At 61.4% G+C, this 17448-nt stretch carries 15 protein-coding genes; 9 read left to right on the top strand and 6 right to left on the bottom strand.

Annotation, left to right across the window (positions count from 1 at the left end):
* The first annotated feature begins 51 nt into the window (after positions 1 to 51).
* Complete coding sequence (locus tag AC1DUY_RS25145) at positions 52 to 1116, top strand: acyltransferase family protein (protein WP_478117877.1); 1065 nt, start codon at positions 52 to 54, stop codon at positions 1114 to 1116.
* A gap of 3 nt (positions 1117 to 1119) precedes the next feature.
* Here AC1DUY_RS25145 and AC1DUY_RS25150 read toward each other — a convergent pair whose 3' ends face one another.
* Complete coding sequence (locus tag AC1DUY_RS25150) at positions 1120 to 1725, bottom strand: hypothetical protein (RefSeq protein WP_478117879.1); 606 nt, start codon at positions 1723 to 1725, stop codon at positions 1120 to 1122.
* A 139-nt stretch (positions 1726 to 1864) separates the two neighbouring features.
* Between AC1DUY_RS25150 and polA the strand changes: the two genes are divergently transcribed.
* The 3 genes from polA (at position 1865) to AC1DUY_RS25165 (ending at position 6120) form a co-directional block, all read left to right on the top strand.
* Positions 1865 to 4927, top strand: coding sequence for a DNA polymerase I (polA, locus tag AC1DUY_RS25155; protein ID WP_478117881.1), 3063 nt, complete (start codon positions 1865 to 1867; stop codon positions 4925 to 4927).
* A gap of 97 nt (positions 4928 to 5024) precedes the next feature.
* Entirely contained in the window at positions 5025 to 5312 is a 288-nt protein-coding gene (locus AC1DUY_RS25160; RefSeq protein ID WP_309947934.1) for a GIY-YIG nuclease family protein, read from the top strand.
* Between the two features lie 172 nt (positions 5313 to 5484).
* Entirely contained in the window at positions 5485 to 6120 is a 636-nt protein-coding gene (locus AC1DUY_RS25165) for a LysE family translocator (protein WP_089262849.1), read from the top strand.
* Positions 6121 to 6335: 215 nt separating this feature from the next.
* Here AC1DUY_RS25165 and AC1DUY_RS25170 read toward each other — a convergent pair whose 3' ends face one another.
* Positions 6336 to 6962 (bottom strand): glutathione S-transferase family protein, encoded by a 627-nt coding sequence (locus tag AC1DUY_RS25170; RefSeq protein WP_478117883.1) that lies wholly within the window; start codon positions 6960 to 6962, stop codon positions 6336 to 6338.
* Positions 6963 to 7137: 175 nt separating this feature from the next.
* Here AC1DUY_RS25170 and pyrE point away from each other — a divergent pair, with 175 nt between their 5' ends.
* The 3 genes from pyrE to AC1DUY_RS25185 all read left to right on the top strand — a co-directional run bounded on the left by pyrE (position 7138) and on the right by AC1DUY_RS25185 (position 10103).
* Positions 7138 to 7701, top strand: a complete 564-nt coding sequence (gene pyrE / locus AC1DUY_RS25175) for an orotate phosphoribosyltransferase (RefSeq protein WP_089263651.1) — start codon at positions 7138 to 7140, stop codon at positions 7699 to 7701.
* Positions 7702 to 7816: 115 nt separating this feature from the next.
* Positions 7817 to 9181 carry a sodium:proton antiporter gene (locus AC1DUY_RS25180; RefSeq protein WP_478117886.1) on the top strand — a complete coding sequence of 455 codons (1365 nt, stop codon included), beginning with the start codon at positions 7817 to 7819 and terminating at the stop codon, positions 9179 to 9181.
* 157 nt (positions 9182 to 9338) lie between these two features.
* Positions 9339 to 10103, top strand: coding sequence for a DUF2865 domain-containing protein (locus AC1DUY_RS25185; protein WP_184520164.1), 765 nt, complete (start codon positions 9339 to 9341; stop codon positions 10101 to 10103).
* 1 nt (position 10104) lies between these two features.
* Here the strand turns inward: AC1DUY_RS25185 and AC1DUY_RS25190 are convergent, their stop codons facing one another.
* Positions 10105 to 10536, bottom strand: coding sequence for a hypothetical protein (locus tag AC1DUY_RS25190; protein ID WP_089262853.1), 432 nt, complete (start codon positions 10534 to 10536; stop codon positions 10105 to 10107).
* A gap of 230 nt (positions 10537 to 10766) precedes the next feature.
* Between AC1DUY_RS25190 and AC1DUY_RS25195 the strand changes: the two genes are divergently transcribed.
* Positions 10767 to 13298 carry a glycogen/starch/alpha-glucan phosphorylase gene (locus tag AC1DUY_RS25195; protein WP_120288235.1) on the top strand — a complete coding sequence of 844 codons (2532 nt, stop codon included), beginning with the start codon at positions 10767 to 10769 and terminating at the stop codon, positions 13296 to 13298.
* Positions 13299 to 13310: 12 nt separating this feature from the next.
* Here the strand turns inward: AC1DUY_RS25195 and AC1DUY_RS25200 are convergent, their stop codons facing one another.
* From AC1DUY_RS25200 to AC1DUY_RS25210, 3 genes are all read right to left on the bottom strand, one after another.
* A complete protein-coding gene (locus tag AC1DUY_RS25200; RefSeq protein ID WP_439065772.1) occupies positions 13311 to 13748 on the bottom strand; it encodes an EamA family transporter in 438 nt (145 codons plus the stop codon).
* A gap of 177 nt (positions 13749 to 13925) precedes the next feature.
* Positions 13926 to 15539: a phosphoenolpyruvate carboxykinase gene (locus tag AC1DUY_RS25205; RefSeq protein WP_320446492.1), complete on the bottom strand. Its 1614-nt coding sequence runs from the start codon at positions 15537 to 15539 to the stop codon at positions 13926 to 13928.
* 183 nt (positions 15540 to 15722) lie between these two features.
* On the bottom strand, positions 15723 to 16460 hold the full coding sequence (locus tag AC1DUY_RS25210; protein ID WP_478117951.1) for a HugZ family pyridoxamine 5'-phosphate oxidase: 738 nt from the start codon (positions 16458 to 16460) through the stop codon (positions 15723 to 15725).
* A gap of 215 nt (positions 16461 to 16675) precedes the next feature.
* Here AC1DUY_RS25210 and AC1DUY_RS25215 point away from each other — a divergent pair, with 215 nt between their 5' ends.
* Positions 16676 to 17377 carry a response regulator transcription factor gene (locus AC1DUY_RS25215; RefSeq protein WP_068733897.1) on the top strand — a complete coding sequence of 234 codons (702 nt, stop codon included), beginning with the start codon at positions 16676 to 16678 and terminating at the stop codon, positions 17375 to 17377.
* The last annotated feature ends 71 nt before the right edge of the window (positions 17378 to 17448 follow it).

A 17448-nucleotide genomic window follows, 5' to 3' on the forward strand; every position in this document is an offset into this window, starting at 1 on the left:
CCGATCTCGTCTCATGATCCCGCCAAAAGAAGCGCCGAACAGGGGATACCGATGACCACCAGTGGCACCTTCGCCGTCGCCGATCGCGCGGCGCTGTCAGGGACAGAGCGAATCGACTGGGTCGATTACGCCAAGGGCATCTGCATCATCATGGTGGTGATGATGCATTCGGTGCTGGGCGTCGAACTGGCCGCCGGCCAGACCGGCTACATGCATCTGCTGGTGGCCTTTGCCAAACCGTTCCGGATGCCGGACTTCTTCCTGATCTCCGGGCTATTTCTGGCTGTCGTCATCGACCGCGACTGGCGGACCTATCTCGACCGCAAGGTCGTCCACTTCCTGTATTTCTACGTACTCTGGGTGACCATCCAGTTCGGCTTCAAGGCGCCCGGCTTTGCTGCCGAACACGGCTGGGCCTATGTCGCCAATCTCTATCTGATCTCCTATATCGAGCCGTTCGGCACGCTGTGGTTCATCTATATGCTGCCGGTGTTCTTCATCGTCACCAAGCTGGCGCGGCGCGTGCCGCCGCTACTGATCTGGGGCATCGCCGCCGCGCTGGAGATGGCGCATATCGCCACCGGTTGGACGATGATCGACGAGTTCTGCGCGCGCTTCGTCTATTTCTATTCGGGCTACCTGTTCGCGACGCAGGTCTTCGCGCTGTCCGATCGCGCACGGGCCAAACCAGTGATGGCGCTGGTCGGCCTTGCGGCCTGGGCGCTGGTCAATGCCGCTCTCGTCTATGACGGCTGCAGCGAATGGCCAGTGATCTCGCTGATGCTCGGCTTTGCCGGCGCGGTCGCGATCATCGTGATGGGCACGCTGCTGGCGAAGATGCAGTGGCTCGGCTTCATCCGCTTCTTCGGTGAGCATTCCATCGTGATCTATCTCGCCTTCTTCCTGCCGATGGCGACATCCCGCGCGCTGTTGCTGAAATTCAGCCCGTTCGACATCGGCACGATCTCGCTGCTGGTGACACTCTGCGGCGTCATCGGCGCGCTGGTGATCTGGAGGCTCGCGCTGATGGTCCGTGCGAACTTCCTGTTCGAGCGCCCGGCAGCGTTCTGGATTGCGCCGAAGAAGAAAAGCGCAACGCTGCAGGCGGCGGAGTAGAACTTACACCGCCGTCGGCGACCTTCCGTCATCGAGCTTCACGCCGTCCTTCATGCCCTCAATTTTGGCGCGGAAACCTTCCGCATCGCCGAAATCTGCAAATCCGACATAATGCGGATGCGGGCCGAGCACGCGGCGCGCATGCTTGATCGGACACCAATAAACCTCGGTGCGCGCGGCAACCTCGCGCACGAAGGCGGCCACGCCGTTACAGTATGAGCAATAGGCGCAGTTCACCTTCTCGATGATGTTGAGATAGGCAAGGTGATGCCGGTCGAACACCAGATAGTCGCGCCGCCGCACCTTGGGGATGCCATAAATCGGAAAGCACACCGCCTGATAGGCCATCACCCAGAGATCGATCAGTACGAAGGGGATGATCAGTGAATAGATCACGGGAGCGGACAACACGATCAGCGGGTTAGCGTTGAAGAAGTATTTTGACGCGCCCACCTTGATGGCGCGCTGCAGCTTCTCGATATCCTGCTCGAAGACAATCTTGCGCCGCTCGAAACGGAAGCGCAGCTCTTCCCGCCGGCGGGTCAGCTCGGCCTCGATCTCGGCCTCCACGCCCTTCAACTTGTCCATCAGTTCGGCGAGCTCGGGCATGAATGGTCCTTCGATTGGCAATGACCGGCGCAAGGGCACATGGAACAGGGCGCGGCGCAAGCCGGGCGGCATCACAAAAACCGGCGGGATGACTGGCTGACAGACTGTCATTTCCGGCGAAAATCCTTAAGTTGCGGCCATGCCGAAAACCTCAGAAACAGCCGCCGCCAAGCCCGCCACCGTCAAGGCCCTCGCGAAGGGCGACCATGTCTTTCTGGTCGACGGCTCGTCCTATATTTTCCGCGCCTATCACGCACTGCCGCCGCTGAACCGCAAATCCGACGGGCTGCAGGTCAATGCGGTGCTGGGCTTCTGCAACATGCTGTGGAAGCTGATCCGCGACATGCCGCCGGACAACCGGCCGACGCATCTGGCGATCATCTTCGACAAGTCGGAAGTGACCTTCCGCAACAAGCTGTATCCCGAATACAAAGCACACCGGCCACCGGCGCCGGACGACCTGATCCCGCAATTCGCGCTGATCCGCGACGCCGTGCGCGCCTTCGACCTGCCGAGCATCGAACAAGGTGGTTTCGAGGCCGATGACCTGATCGCAACCTATGTCCGCGAAGCCGGTGAACGCGGCGCGACCGCCACCATCGTGTCGTCGGACAAGGATCTGATGCAGCTCGTGACCGAGCAAGTCACCATGTACGACACCATGAAGGATCGTCGCCTCGGCATTGCCGAGGTGATTGAGAAATTCGGTGTGCCGCCGAACAAGGTCGTCGAAGTGCAGGCGCTGGCCGGCGACAGCGTCGACAACGTGCCGGGTGTCCCCGGCATCGGCATCAAGACCGCTGCGCAACTGATCACCGAATATGGCGATCTTGAAACGCTGCTGAACCGCGCTGGCGAGATCAAGCAGCCGAAGCGGCGGGAATCGCTGATCGAGCACGCCGAAAAGGCACGCATTTCGCGGCAGCTCGTCCTGCTCGACGACAAGGTCGCCCTCGACGTGCCGCTCGATGACCTCGCAGTGCACGAGCCCGACGCGCGCAAGCTGATCGCGTTCCTGAAGGCGATGGAATTCTCGACACTGACGCGCCGTGTCGCTGAATATGCCGAGATCGATCCGGCAGATGTGGATGCCGACAGCACAACGAAAAGCAGCGCGGCCTCTGCCCCCTCCCCCCTTGCGGGGGAGGGCCGGGGTGGGGGGTCCACAAGCGAGGGCGATCTGTTTGGCTCACCCCCCTCCCCAACCCTCCCCCGCAAGTGGGGAGGGAGTCCCTCGCGTCCGTCAAGCAGCAGCGCTCATATCGAAGCGGCTGTTCACAGCGACCGCCCTGCCCTCACCCCGATCTCGCTGGCCAAGGCCCGCGCCGAAGCCGCGCGCAAGATGCCAGTGAAGCGCGAGACCTATCAGCCTGTACGCTCCCTGAAAGAGCTCGAGCTATGGATCGCGCGCATCCTCGATACCGGTCACGTCGCATTCGAATGCAAGGCGTCGTCGATCGATCCGATGCAGGCCGATATGGTCGGCATCGCGCTGTCGCTCGGTCCGAATGATGCCTGCTATGTGCCGCTGGCCCATCGCCAGTCCGGCGACGGCGCAGGCCTGTTCGCCGCCGATTTCGAGCCCGACCAGATCAAGGCCGCCGATGCGCTTGCTGCGCTGAAACCGGTGCTGGAATCCGCGGGCCTGCTGAAGATCGGCTTCAACATCAAGTTCACCGCGGTGCTGCTCGCACAGCACGGCATCACGCTGCGCAACCATGACGACGTGCAACTGATGTCCTATGCGCTCGATGCCGGGCGCAACGCCCATGGCCTCGATGCGCTCGCCGAGATCTGGCTCGGCCATGCCATGTTGACCTTTGGCGAACTGATCGGCTCCGGTAAGGGCAAGCTGACGTTCGAGCAGGTCAAGATCGACCGCGCCACGGCCTATGCCGCCGAAGACGCCGACGTGCTGCTGCGGCTGTGGAATGTGCTGAAGCCGCGCCTTGCGGCCGAGCGCATGACCACCGTCTATGAGACGCTGGAGCGGCCGCTGATCTCCGTGCTCGCCCGTATGGAGCGCCGCGGCATTTCCATCGACCGTCAGGTGCTGTCAAAACTCTCGGCCGACTTCGCGCAGACCGCTGCGCGCATCGAAGCCGAAATCCGCGAGATTGCCGGCGAAGAGGTCAATATCGGCAGTCCCAAGCAATTGGGCGATATCCTGTTCGGCAAGATGGGTCTGCCGGGCGGCAGCAAGACCAAGACCGGCGCGTGGTCGACCTCGGCGCAGGTGCTCGATGACCTCGCCGAACAAGGCCACGAATTCCCGCGCAGGATACTCGACTGGCGTCAGGTATCGAAACTACGTTCGACCTATACCGACGCGCTGCCGAATTACGTGCATCCGCAGACCCACCGCGTCCACACGACCTATGCGCTGGCGGCGACGACGACGGGACGCCTCTCGTCCAACGAACCGAATTTGCAGAACATTCCTGTTCGTACCGAGGACGGTCGCAAGATCAGGCGCGCCTTCATCGCCGCTGATGGACACAAGCTGGTGTCGGCCGACTACTCGCAGATCGAATTGCGACTGCTGGCAGAGATCGCCGATATCCCTGTGCTGAAACAGGCCTTCCAGGACGGCCTCGACATTCACGCCATGACGGCTTCGGAAATGTTCGGCGTGCCGGTCAAGGACATGCCGGCGGAAATCCGCCGCCGCGCCAAGGCGATCAATTTCGGCATCATCTACGGCATTTCGGCCTTCGGCCTCGCCAACCAGCTCAGCATCCCCCGCGAGGAAGCCGGCGCCTATATCAAGAAGTACTTCGAACGTTTTCCCGGTATCCGCGCCTATATGGACCAGACGCGCGACTTCTGCCGGGAGCACGGCTATGTGCAGACCTTGTTCGGGCGTAAATGTCATTACCCGGACATCAAGGCCTCGAACGCCTCGATCCGCGCCTTCAACGAACGCGCCGCGATCAATGCCCGCCTGCAGGGCACCGCCGCCGACATCATCCGCCGCGCCATGACGCGGATGGAGGACGCGCTGGCGGAGAAGAAGCTCTCAGCCAAGATGCTGCTGCAGGTGCATGACGAACTGATCTTCGAGGTGCCCGACGACGAAGTCGCGGCGACGCTGCCGATCGTGCAGCACACCATGCAGGACGCACCGTTCCCGGCGGTGCTGCTGTCGGTGCCGCTGCACGTCGACGCCCGCGCAGCGGATAATTGGGAAGAGGCGCATTAACGCCGGATGTGAGATGCAGCGGCTCGTGTAGTTTACGACCGGCTACCACATAAAAATTGTCATTGCCGGGCTTGACCCGGCAATCCATCATCTTCGCATGAGTTATTGGGTCTACATTCTGGCAAGCAAGCCGGGTGGAACGCTCTATGTGGGCGTGACCAATGATCTCATTCGCCGCATCTACGAACACCGTGAAAAACTGGTGCCAGGCTTTACGAAAAAGTACGACGTCACGCGCCTTGTCTATTTCGAGCAGCACGATTCGATCACCATCGCGATCCAGCGCGAGAAGAACATCAAGCACTGGTCGCGTGAGTGGAAAATCGATCTGATCCGGTCGATGAATCCGGATTGGCGCGACTTGTGGCATGATATAGTCCGCTGACGCGGACGATGGATGGCCGGGTCAAGCCCGGCCATGACACCTGTGGGCACATCCGCTTACCAGCCCAGTGAGAGTCACAAACGATTTCGACTATCTGCGATACCGAATCTGAAATGGTTCGACGCCATCCGATGGGCTAAACAACGACCATTCCCAGCCAGCGAATGGTCCCATGCCCCATCTCACATCCCTGCTCGGTTTTGCCCTCGTCTCGCTCGGCATGGTGCTGACGCCGGGACCGAACATGATCTATCTGATCTCGCGCTCGATCACGCAGGGGCCTGCGGCCGGCATGGTGTCGCTCGGCGGCGTGGCGCTGGGCTTCATTTTCTACATGCTGTGCGCGGCCTTCGGCATCACCGCGCTACTGTTCGCGGTGCCCTATGCCTATGACGCGCTGAGGCTCGCCGGCGCGGCCTATCTGCTGTGGCTGGCCTGGCAGGCGCTGAAGCCGAACGGCCGCTCGCCGTTCCAGGTCAAGAAACTCGCCATCGACAGCCCACGCAAATTATTCGTCATGGGCTTCGTCACCAATCTGCTCAATCCAAAGATCGCGATGCTGTACCTGGCGCTGCTGCCGCAATTCATCGATCCCACGGCGGGCAGCGTGCTGACGCAGTCGCTGGTGCTCGGATCGACGCAGACGATCATCAGCGTCGGCGTCAACGGGCTGATCGCGCTCGGCGCCGGGTCGATCGCGCTGTTTCTCGGCGAGCGACCGACCTGGCTCAAGCTGCAGCGCTGGCTGATGGGCACGGTGCTGGCCGGCCTCGCCGTGCGCATGGCGCTGGAAACGCGAAAGGCGTGATCTTCCTAACCTCGCCCCGCTCTTTGCGGGGAGAGGTCGCGCGCAGCTTTGCGCGCGGGTGAGGGGCAGGAAACCGGGCCTGCCTCACTAACTATCGGATCGGAAAGTCGAACCACGCGTTGAGTAATACGCGAGTAGCACGGACGTTGTGACGTCAGCGCCATGCCCCTCACCCCAGCCCTCTCCCCGCAAAGGGCGGGGAGAGGGAGCTTCCCTCAATCCAGCTTCGCGTCCATGCCCCGCTTCACGCCGGGCCGCGCCATCAGCGTGTCGTACCAGCGGCCGACATTCGGGAACTCGGCGAACGACACCTTGTGGCGCTCATGGCGCCAGGCCCAGCCGAGGATGGCGAAATCGGCCACCGACAGCGCGCCGGCGACGAATTCGTGGTCGGCCAGGCGTCGATCCAGCACGCCATAGAGCCGGCGGGTCTCGTCGGAATAGCGCTTCAGCCCATAGACGCGCTGGCTTTCGTCCTCCAGCGCGATGAAATGATGCACCTGGCCGGGCATCGGACCGAAGCCCCCCATCTGCCACATCAGCCATTCCAGCACCGGAATCCGCTCGCCGAGAGATTTCGGCAGGAATTTGCCGGTCTTTTCGCCTAGATAGAGCAGGATGGCGCCGGATTCGAACACGCTGACCGGCTTGCCATCCGGCCCTTCGGGATCGACGATGGCGGGAATCTTGTTGTTCGGGCTGATTTTCAGGAATTCGGGCTTCATCTGCTCGCCCTTGCCGATATGCACCGGGAAGACCTTGTAAGGCAGGCCCATTTCCTCCAGCGCGACGGAGATCTTGCGGCCGTTCGGCGTATTCCAGGTGTGCAGCTCGATAGTCATGCGATTCCTCTTCCGGTCTTGCCTGATCTTATTGCCCGGTCTGTAGCATCGTCCCAACGGGCGGTAAAACGGCCCGAGAGTGTTGACGAGGCCCGTGCCAGTCTGGAATGTGCCGGAAAGCGCCGATAGATTGCGCCCGGTTCAGCACAGAGACCGTTTCAACAGAGACATGCCATTGACCAAATCAGCCGCCCGCGCCCGCCTGTTCGAGATCATCCGCGACCGTTCGTTCGGTTATGGTGAGATCACGCTGGCTTCGGGCCGCAAGAGCAATTTCTATTTCAACCTGAAACCCACGATGTGCCACCCGGAAGGCGCGGCGCTGCTGGCCGAGCTGACCTACGACGCGCTGCGCGACGACAATCTCGATTATGTTGGCGGGCTTGAGATGGGCGCCGTGCCGCTGGCCGGCGCGCTGGCGCAGCTCTCCTGGCTGAAGAACCATCCGATCGCGGCCTTCTTCGTCCGCAAGAAGCCGAAGGAACATGGCGCGCGCCTCGCCGTCGAAGGCCTCGCCAAGGGTGAGACGCTGGAGGGCAAGCGCATCGTCATTGTCGAGGACGTCACCACCACTGGTGGCTCTGCCGTGAAGGCGCTCGACGCCGTGCGCGAGGCCGGCGGCGAAGTCGTGCTGGTGTTCACCATGGTTGATCGCGATGAAGGCGCAGCCGAGACCTTTGCCAAGGCCGGCGTGGCGTTTCGCTCGCTTTACAAGGCCGGCGAATTTCTGAAGGGTTGACCCTTCATCGGCTCCGTTCACGCGCAAAGCGCGCGAGGATGCAGTGAAAGGTCACCTTTTGCTTCGCAAAATCGCCCTCGCCGCTCTGCCCCTCATTGTCACGCTTGCGCCCGACATGGCACATGCTGCCGAGGGCGGCCTCGATGGCACCAGGCTGTCGCTGCTGTGGGCATTACCGTTTGCCGGCATCCTGCTGTGCATCGCCACGGGGCCGGTGCTCTATCATCACCTGTGGGAGCACCATTACGGCAAGTTCGCCGCGTTCTGGGCCGCGTTGGTGATCGTGCCGCTGTTCTTCGTGACTGATGCAACGACCGTGGTGCACACGCTCTCCCACACCGTACTGCTCGAATATCTGCCGTTCATTCTGCTACTGCTGGCGCTGTTCACCGTGGCCGGCGGAATCTATGTCGAGGGCAACCTGCATGACAGCGTGTTCACCAATACGGCGCTGCTGGGCTTCGGCACGCTGATCGCCAGCGTCGTCGGCACCACCGGCGCGTCGATGATCCTGATCCGGCCGCTGATCCGCGCCAATGACGATCGTCGCACTAACGTTCACGTGGTGGTGTTCTTCATCTTCCTCGTCTCGAATATCGGCGGCTCGCTCTCACCACTCGGCGACCCCCCACTCTTCCTCGGCTTCCTCCGCGGCGTCGATTTCTTCTGGACCACGGTGCACATTTTTCCGGAAACGCTGTTCGCGGCCGGGATCCTGCTTGCGATCTTCATGGTGCTCGATGTCTATTTGCATCATCGCGAAGGCAACTTTCCCAGGAAGAAAGACCCGACACCGGATTCGCCGTTGCATTTGCACGGCAAGATCAACCTGCTGCTGCTAGTCGTGATCATCGGCGCAATCCTGATGAGCGCAAGCTGGAAGCCCGGCATCACTTTCACCGTACTCGGCACGCCGCTCGCATTGCAGGATTTGCTGCGCGACGTGATCTTCGTGCTGGTGACATTTGCGTCGCTGTGGCTGACAAAGACCGAGCACCGCAAGGCGAACGATTTCAAATGGGGGCCGATCGAGGAAGTCGCACTGCTGTTCGCCGGCATTTTCATTTGCATCGTGCCGGTCATGGCCATGCTGCAGGCTGGTGCCAATGGCCCGTTTGCGTCGCTGGTGGCGCTCGTCAGCCATGCCGACGGTACGCCGAACAATGCCGCCTATTTCTGGCTCACCGGCATCCTGTCGTCGTTCCTCGACAATGCGCCAACCTATCTGGTGTTCTTCGAACTCACCGGCGGTGACGCCAAGACATTGATGGCATCGGGCGCGGCGACGCTGGCGGCGATTTCAGCAGGCGCAGTGTTCATGGGCGCCAACACCTATATCGGCAACGCGCCGAATTTCATGGTCTATGCCATCGCCCGCGACGCGGGCATAAAAATGCCAAGCTTCTTCGGTTACATCCTGTGGTCGGGTGCGGTGCTGATCCCGGTCTTCCTAGTGATGACATGGGTGTTTTTCATCTAGCGCGCCGCGCTGGTTACCATTCATTTACCATGACGCCCTAACATGACACCGCACCGGAGCGTTTTCGCTCGGGCACTGACATGCGGTCGCGGAGCTGGCGTTGCGTCACAATCGAACATCCTCGCATGTCGTGCGTCCCCTGGTGCTGCTGACGGCGATGAGCCTCGTCGCGCTGACCCCGCAGATGGCATCTGCGCAAAATTTCTTCGACTTCCTGTTCGGCGGCAACCAGCCGCAGAAACAGCAACAGCGTCGTGGCGCGCCACCGGCCGAGAGCAATTTCTTCTCGGATCCGTTCGGCCTCAACACGCCAGCCGAAGCGCCGCCGCCCCAGCGCAGCGCATCTATCGGCGGCTCCGGCCCAGCCTTCTGCGTGCGCACCTGCGACGGCAAGTATTTTCCGCTCGGTCGCGGCATGAGCGCGGCTCAGATGTGCCAGGCATTCTGCCCCGCAGCGACCACCAAGGTCCTGTTCGGCAGCAGCATCGAAAGCGCCTCGTCGAGCACCGGTGAGCGTTACAACGATCTGGAAAATGCCTTCGCCTATCGCAAGGCGTTGAAAGCCGACTGCACCTGCAACGGCCGCGATCCCTCCGGCCTCGCGCCGGTCGATCTGACGCTCGATACGTCGCTGCGTCCCGGCGATGTCATCGCCACCACCAACGGCCTCGTCGCTTTCTCGGGCGTCCGCACTGGCAACACCCAGACTGCGGAATTCACGCCGGTGGCGAATTATCCCGGCCTGACCTCGGATGTCCGTGCCCGGCTCGGCGAGATGAAGGTGGCACCGGTCTCTGCAGAAATGATCACCGACGAAGCGCCCATGTCCGAAGCCGCGCGTGATGCAGCGCCGGCTGCTGCCACGACCGTCGTGCCGAAGAGCGCGCCAACGGCCCGTGCCAAGCGCGCCGAGCTTCAGTAGATCATCGACCGACGATGACGCCGATCACGTTCGGCGCCGAGAGATACTTCTCTTCGATCTCGGCACGCGCCGCAGCGCGATTCTCCGGCGTCAGCAATCCGCGCTTCTCGGCGAGAATCATCCAGCAATAGCCCCACCAGTCCGTCAGCATGCCGTGGTCGTCGACGAGGTCGTAGCCCTGTTCCGCGGCGAAAATCCGCGCATGCGCCTCGTCGAGCTGATCGAGCCAGGCGTGATCTTCCAGCGAGAACAGGTCATCGCTGATGTCGTCCGTCGTATAGCCCCAGACCGAGAGGCAAACGGTGTTGAACTCGCGATCGATCTGATCGTCATCGATCGGATGCCGGCGCGCCATCAAATGCAGCCGCGACAGCGACCGCGCAAAGTCGGCTATGCGGGTGAGAGCAAACTGATCGAAGGCAATGGTGGACATCTAGTCCTCGCGAGCTTGAACAGACCATAGATATTGTAGGCGAAGGCAACGAATCACCTCGGAATATCAATAGCTTACTAATTTGTTCTTAATTTGTTCCAATTTTTATAAATTCTGTTCTCGCGTGCCTGCCCAAATCCCGGGCAGCTCCATGGCAAAAGCTCGCCACCCCCACGGGTTCCGGGAGCAGCCAAATGCGCGTATGATTTTGGTCAGTGACACAGCTCAGGATGGCCGGTTTGTCAGATCTATCAGTCCCAGCAAAATTCCAGCCCGAGAATACGGCTGTCGATGAACTGGCGCTTGCCGACATCAAGAGCGCTATTCTCGTCAAGTTGAGGCTGGCAATCGGCAAGGAAGCCGCATTCGCCACCAAGCACGACTGGTACAAGGCTGCCGCCCTGACGCTGCGCGACCGCATGGTGCATCGCTGGCTGAGCTCGGACAAAGAGAGCTACGACGCCGGCCGCAAGCGGGTCTATTACCTCTCGCTCGAATTCCTGATCGGCCGCCTGTTCACCGACGCGCTGAACAATATGGGCCTGCTGCCGCTGTTCGAAGCCGCGCTCGGCGATCTTGGTGTCGGCCTCGACGAACTCCGCAAATGCGAGCCGGATGCAGCGCTCGGCAATGGCGGCCTCGGCCGCCTCGCCGCTTGCTTCATGGAGAGCATGGCAACGCTTGGCATTCCAGCTTTTGGCTACGGCATCCGCTACAACTTCGGCCTGTTCCGTCAGGTCATCTCGCACGGCGTGCAGCAGGAATATCCCGACGAGTGGCTCGGCTTTGGCAATCCGTGGGAACTACCGCGGCGGGAAGTCACGTATAACGTCTATTTCGGTGGCAGCATCGAGACCGTCGAGGACGGCAAGGGCCGCAAGCAGGTGATCTGGCATCCCGGTGAGACCGTCGAGGCCGTTGCCTATGACACGCCCATCGTCGGCTGGCGCGGCCAACATGTGAACGCGCTGCGGCTGTGGTCGGCGCGCGCGCCGGATCCGCTGCGGCTCGACGTCTTCAACACCGGCGACTATGTCAGCGCCAGCGCCGAGCAGGCGCGCGCCGAAGCGATCTGCAAATTCCTCTATCCGAACGACGAGAGTGCTGCCGGCCGCGAATTGCGTCTGCGCCAGGAATACTTCTTCGTCTCCGCCTCGCTGCAGGATCTGGTGAAGCGTCACCTCCATTCCGACGGCAATCTGCGTGGCCTCGCCAACAAGGCGGCGGTGCAGATGAACGACACGCATCCGAGCCTGGCAATTGCCGAGCTGATGCGCATCCTGGTCGATCAGCACAATATGCGCTGGGATGCCGCCTGGCAGATCACCAACGCGACCTTGTCCTACACCAACCACACGCTGCTGCCCGAAGCGCTGGAGACCTGGCCGGTCGAACTGTTCCAGCGTCTGCTGCCGCGGCATCTCGAAATCATCTACCGCATCAACGAAGCGCATCTCGACCGCGCCGATGCGACGCGCCCCGGCGACACCGCCTATCGCGCTTCGGTCTCGATCATCGACGAGACCTCCGGCCGCCGCGTGCGCATGGGCAATCTCGCTTTCATCGGCTCGCACCGCATCAACGGCGTCTCGGCGATGCATTCGGAGCTGATGAAGGAGACCGTGTTCCACGATCTCAACCAGCTCTATCCCGGCCGCATCACCAACAAGACCAACGGCATTACTTTCCGCCGCTGGCTGATGCTGGCCAATCCGAAGCTCACCGACCTGTTGCGCGCCACCTGCGGCGAAGCCGTGCTCGACGATCCCACCCGGCTCATCAAGCTCGAGGCTTTTGCCGGCGACGCCGCGTTCCAGCAGGAATTCCGCAAGGTCAAGCATCACAACAAACTCGCGCTCGCGCGCGTGATTGGCGAGAAGCTCGGCGTTCAGGCCGATCCCTCGGCGCTGTTCGACGTGCAGATCAAGCGCATCCACGAATACAAGCGACAGCTGCTCAACCTCATTGAAACAGTCGCGCTGTATCAGGCGATCAAGGACGAGCCGGGCAAGGACTGGGTGCCGCGCGTCAAGATCTTTGCCGGCAAGGCAGCGGCGAGCTATCGCTACGCCAAGCTGATCATCCGCCTCATCAATGACGTCGCCGAGGTCGTGAACAACGACACCACGATCGGCGGCAAGCTGAAGGTCGCGTTCCTGCCGGACTACAATGTCAGCCTCGCGGAAGTCATCATTCCTGCGGCCGATCTGTCCGAGCAGATCTCCACCGCCGGCATGGAAGCCTCCGGCACCGGCAACATGAAGCTCTCGCTGAACGGCGCGCTGACCATCGGCACGCTGGACGGCGCCAATATCGAAATCCGTGACAATGTGGGCCCGGAGAATATCGCGATCTTCGGCATGACCGCCGCCGAAGTCGTCGAGCGCCGTGCCAAGGGCCTCGACGCCTCCGACGTCATCAATAAATCGCCCAATCTCGGCCGCGCCATCCAGGCCATCGAGACCGGCGCATTCTCACCGGACGATCCCGGCCGTTACGCGTCGGTCGGCCACGCGCTGCGCCACCTCGATCACTATGTGGTCTCGGCCGACTTCGACTCCTATTACGAAGCCCAGCGCGGCATCGACACGCGGTGGAGGGCCGGCTCCGCCTGGAGCCGCGCCGCGATCCTCAACACCGCGCGGATGGGCTGGTTCTCGTCGGATCGCACGATCCGCGAATATGCCGATGATATCTGGGGCGTGCCGGTTGCTGGCGATCTGCCGGGCACACCGAGTCTGCAGGCCCGCAAGGCGACGTGAGCGCGGCGGCGTTCACGCGCGATACGCGACGAGCACGGCACCACAGGCGATCAGAGCCACGCCAAGCCAGTTCGGCAGCGACAGTTTCTCGCCGAGGAACAGCACGGCAAACACCGCCACGAATACGACGCTGAGCTTGTCGATCGGTGCCACCTGCGCGGCATTGCCAAGCTTGAGCGCGCGGAAATAGCAGATCCACGATGCTCCGGTCGCGAAACCAGACAGCACCAGAAACACCCACGTCTTCGCTGATACATTGGACGGCGACTGCCAGTTGCCGGTGACATAGACCATCATGCCCGCGGCCAGCAGGATAACGATGGTGCGGATGAAAGTGGCAAAATCGGAATTGACGTTCTCGATGCCGATCTTGGCGAAGATCGCCGTGAGCGCCGCAAAGGCCGCGGACAGCAGCGCCCAGAACGGCCAGGAGAGCATGACGTTTTTCATGGGTGCAATTCTCTACCCCTGGTCGTTATCGCGAAGAGTGCAGCGACGAAGCAACTCTGCCTTCGCTTGTACTCTGGATTACTTCGCTTCGTTTGCAACGACGGCTTAAATTTTGTCCATCAAGCAAAAAGGGCGGCCTTACGGCCGCCCTTTCGCATTCAATCTTGAAGCAGCAACTTACTCCGCGGCCAGCTTCACATCCGGCGCAGCGGCGCGGACATCCGCATCGACCTGCGCTTCGAACTTGGCGAAGTTCTTCTGGAACATGCCAACCAGCTTGCGCGCGGTGGCATCGAACTCGTCCTTGTCCTTCCAGGTGTTCACCGGATTGAGGATCTCCGACGGCACGCCATCCAGCGCGGTCGGGACTGCGAAGCCGAAATACTTGTCGGTGCGGAATTCCACGTTGCGCAGCGAGCCGTTCAGCGCCGCAGTCAGCAGCGCGCGGGTCACCTTGATCGGCATGCGGGAACCGACGCCATACTTGCCACCGGTCCAGCCGGTATTGACCAGCCAGCAGTCGACATTGTGCTTGGCGATCAGGTCACGCAGCATGTTGCCATAGACCGAGGGATCGAGCGGCAGGAAGGGCGAGCCGAAGCAGGTTGAGAATTCCGGCTCCGGATCGTTGCCGAGGCCGCGCTCGGTGCCGGCGACCTTCGCGGTGTAGCCGGACAGGAAGTGATACATCGCCTGCGCCGGAGTCAGCTTGGCGATCGGCGGCAGCACGCCAAACGCGTCGGCGGCGAGCATCACCACATTCTTCGGCTGCGGCGCGCGGCCGGTGCGCGAGGCATTCGGGATGAAGTCGAGCGGATAGGCCGAACGGGTGTTCTCGGTCTTCGAGCCATCGTCGAAATCCGGCAGACGGGTATTGGCGTCGAGCACGACGTTTTCCAGCACCGCACCAAAGCGCTTCGATGCCGCATAGATCGCGGGCTCGGCTTCTTCCGAGAGCTTGATGGTCTTGGCGTAGCAGCCGCCTTCGAAATTGAAGATGCCGTCCTTGCCCCAGCCATGCTCGTCATCGCCGATCAGCGTGCGCTTTGGATCGGCCGAGAGCGTCGTCTTGCCGGTGCCCGAGAGTCCGAAGAAGATCGCGCTGTCACCATCGGGGCCGACATTGGCCGAGCAATGCATCGGCAGCACGCCCTTGGCGGGCAGATAGTAGTTCAGCGTAGTGAAGACCGACTTCTTCATTTCGCCGGCATAATAAGACCCGCCGATCAGGACGATCTTGCGGGCGAAATCGATGGCCACGACGTTTTCCGAGCGGCAGCCGTGACGTTTGGGATCGGCCTTGAAGCTCGGCAGGTCGATAATGGTCAGTTCAGGCACAAAGTCCTTCAACGCAGCGGCTTCCGGGCGGATCAGCAGCGTGCGGATGAACAGCGAGTGCCATGCGAGTTCGGTGAACACGCGGGTTTTGATCTGGAAACTCGGATCGGCGCCGCCGTAAAGGTCCTGCGCGAACAGGGTCATGCCTTCGGCGTGCTTCTTGAAATCGATATAGAGCGCTTCGAACTGCTCCGGCGTAATCGCCTGATTGCCAGCCCACCACATCTGTTCGGTGGAAGCGTCCTTGACGGTGAACTTGTCCTTCGGGCTGCGGCCGGTGAATTCACCCGTGTCAGCACAGAGCGCGCCATCGGACGACAATTCGGCTTCGCCGTTACGCAGCGAATATTCGTAAAGCTGCGGCGCGCCGAGATTCCAGTTCACCGCTTTGAGATTTTTCAGTCCGAATTTGTCGGCGCCATAGGCACCGTTGCGTACGCCCGTCTCTTGCACGGAATATTCCTCCTTGAGTCCGCATATCCGACCTGTGCAACTGTCTTCAATCGCACGTCAGCAGCGGTAGCCGTCATTATAACCACCGAGGCCGTAACCCGGCGATCTAATAGTGACGAAGATGTGAAATGCCAAGCTGCTGTCCGCATATTTGGTTTATTCCAGCACGGCACTTGATACCGCTCAATTATTCAAAGCGCGGGCCTGCTCTGCGAGTTCCTTCAGGACTTGCCGCAATGCACCCGGAGTGACAATCCGCCGCGGAAAGTCCAGCCGGATCACCGTCGCGCCGTTCTGCAGGTCCATACCATCCGGATCGCATCCGGTGCACCGCCAGTCGCCTGCGTCCGCGTGGAGAAGCTTGGTTGCATAGAGATTGAGCGCGTCGAGATGATCGGCGTTCATATGAGCAACGGCGCCCTCCTCGGCCTCGAGCATGCCTTCGGCATCGGTGAGATCGGTCAGGAATTGCTCTGGCTTCAGGTCGTTGATACGGCCAAAGCCGGCCACCAGATGGGCACTCTTCGGCTTGATCCGGAAGAACGAAAAATCCTTAAAATCCACAAAGACTTGCGCGGATGGATGGACGCTGAGATAGCGCCGGCGCAGCAGCGATTTTTCGCTGTCGCTGGCCTCCTGCGCGATACTTCCGAGCATGATGCGTGAGCCCTCCAGGGGGTCCCCCGGCGCTCGCTCATCCAGCATCAGCGAGACGCGGGCATCGGCCAGAATATTGCGGGTATGCAGCGCCAGCCGGGAAATCAGGAGAATCGGCGACCCGTCCGGGTGGCTGGCGACATTGGCCAGCGCACAATAAGGATCGCCGGAACCGACGGCCAGTGTAGCCAGCGCCCCCTGCCGACTGCGCCGCAACAGCGACCGGGTGACGCGCGAGGGGTCGAAATCAGGGGTCGGCTGCATGGTTAAATCCCGTATTTCATTGCAAAAAGTGGCTATTTCTTCTTCCCCGGGAGGTCTATACATCTACGGAACCCACGCGTCATTCAAGCGTTCAGGGAACTCGGCCACACTTCAGCCCAGCTTGCATTGCTCGTTGACTGTGTTCTTAAGGCCACCTCATACGGCGGATTGTTGAATTCTGCCGGATAGCCCATCCCGCTTCGGAAAGCAGGCTCATGCCAACTATCGCACTGGTCGACGACGACCGTAACATTCTCACATCCGTATCGATCGCGCTGGAAGCCGAGGGCTACCGCATCATGACCTATACGGATGGTGCTTCCGCACTCGATGGCTTCCGCACGAGCCAGCCGGACCTCGCAATCCTCGATATAAAGATGCCCCGCATGGACGGCATGGAGACACTGCGCCGTCTGCGCCAGAAGTCCGATCTGCCGGTGATCTTCCTGACGTCGAAGGACGAGGAGATCGACGAGCTGTTCGGCCTGAAAATGGGCGCCGACGATTTCATCCGCAAACCGTTCTCGCAGCGTCTGCTGGTCGAGCGCGTCAAGGCCGTGCTGCGCCGCGCCGCGCCGAAGGACCCGACTGCCGCTCCGAAGGAGACCGACGCCAAGGCGCTCGATCGCGGTTTGCTGCGGATGGATCCGGAACGTCACACCTGCACCTGGAAGAACGAGCCGGTCACACTGACCGTCACCGAATTCCTGATCCTGCAGGCGCTGGCGACGCGCCCGGGTGTGGTGAAGAGCCGCAACGCACTGATGGATGCCGCCTATGACGATCAGGTCTATGTGGACGATCGCACTATCGACAGCCACATCAAGCGGCTGCGCAAGAAGTTCAAGGTCGTCGACGACGACTTCGAAATGATCGAGACGCTGTATGGCGTCGGTTATCGCTTCAAGGAAACCTGATCTGTAAGGGTTCCCGCAGCACGGTTGGGGCCTGACGGCTCAGCCGTGCTGCGCTAGAATGCGCATCCGCA

The sequence above is a fragment of the Tardiphaga sp. P4_G1 genome (genome assembly GCF_056401215.1).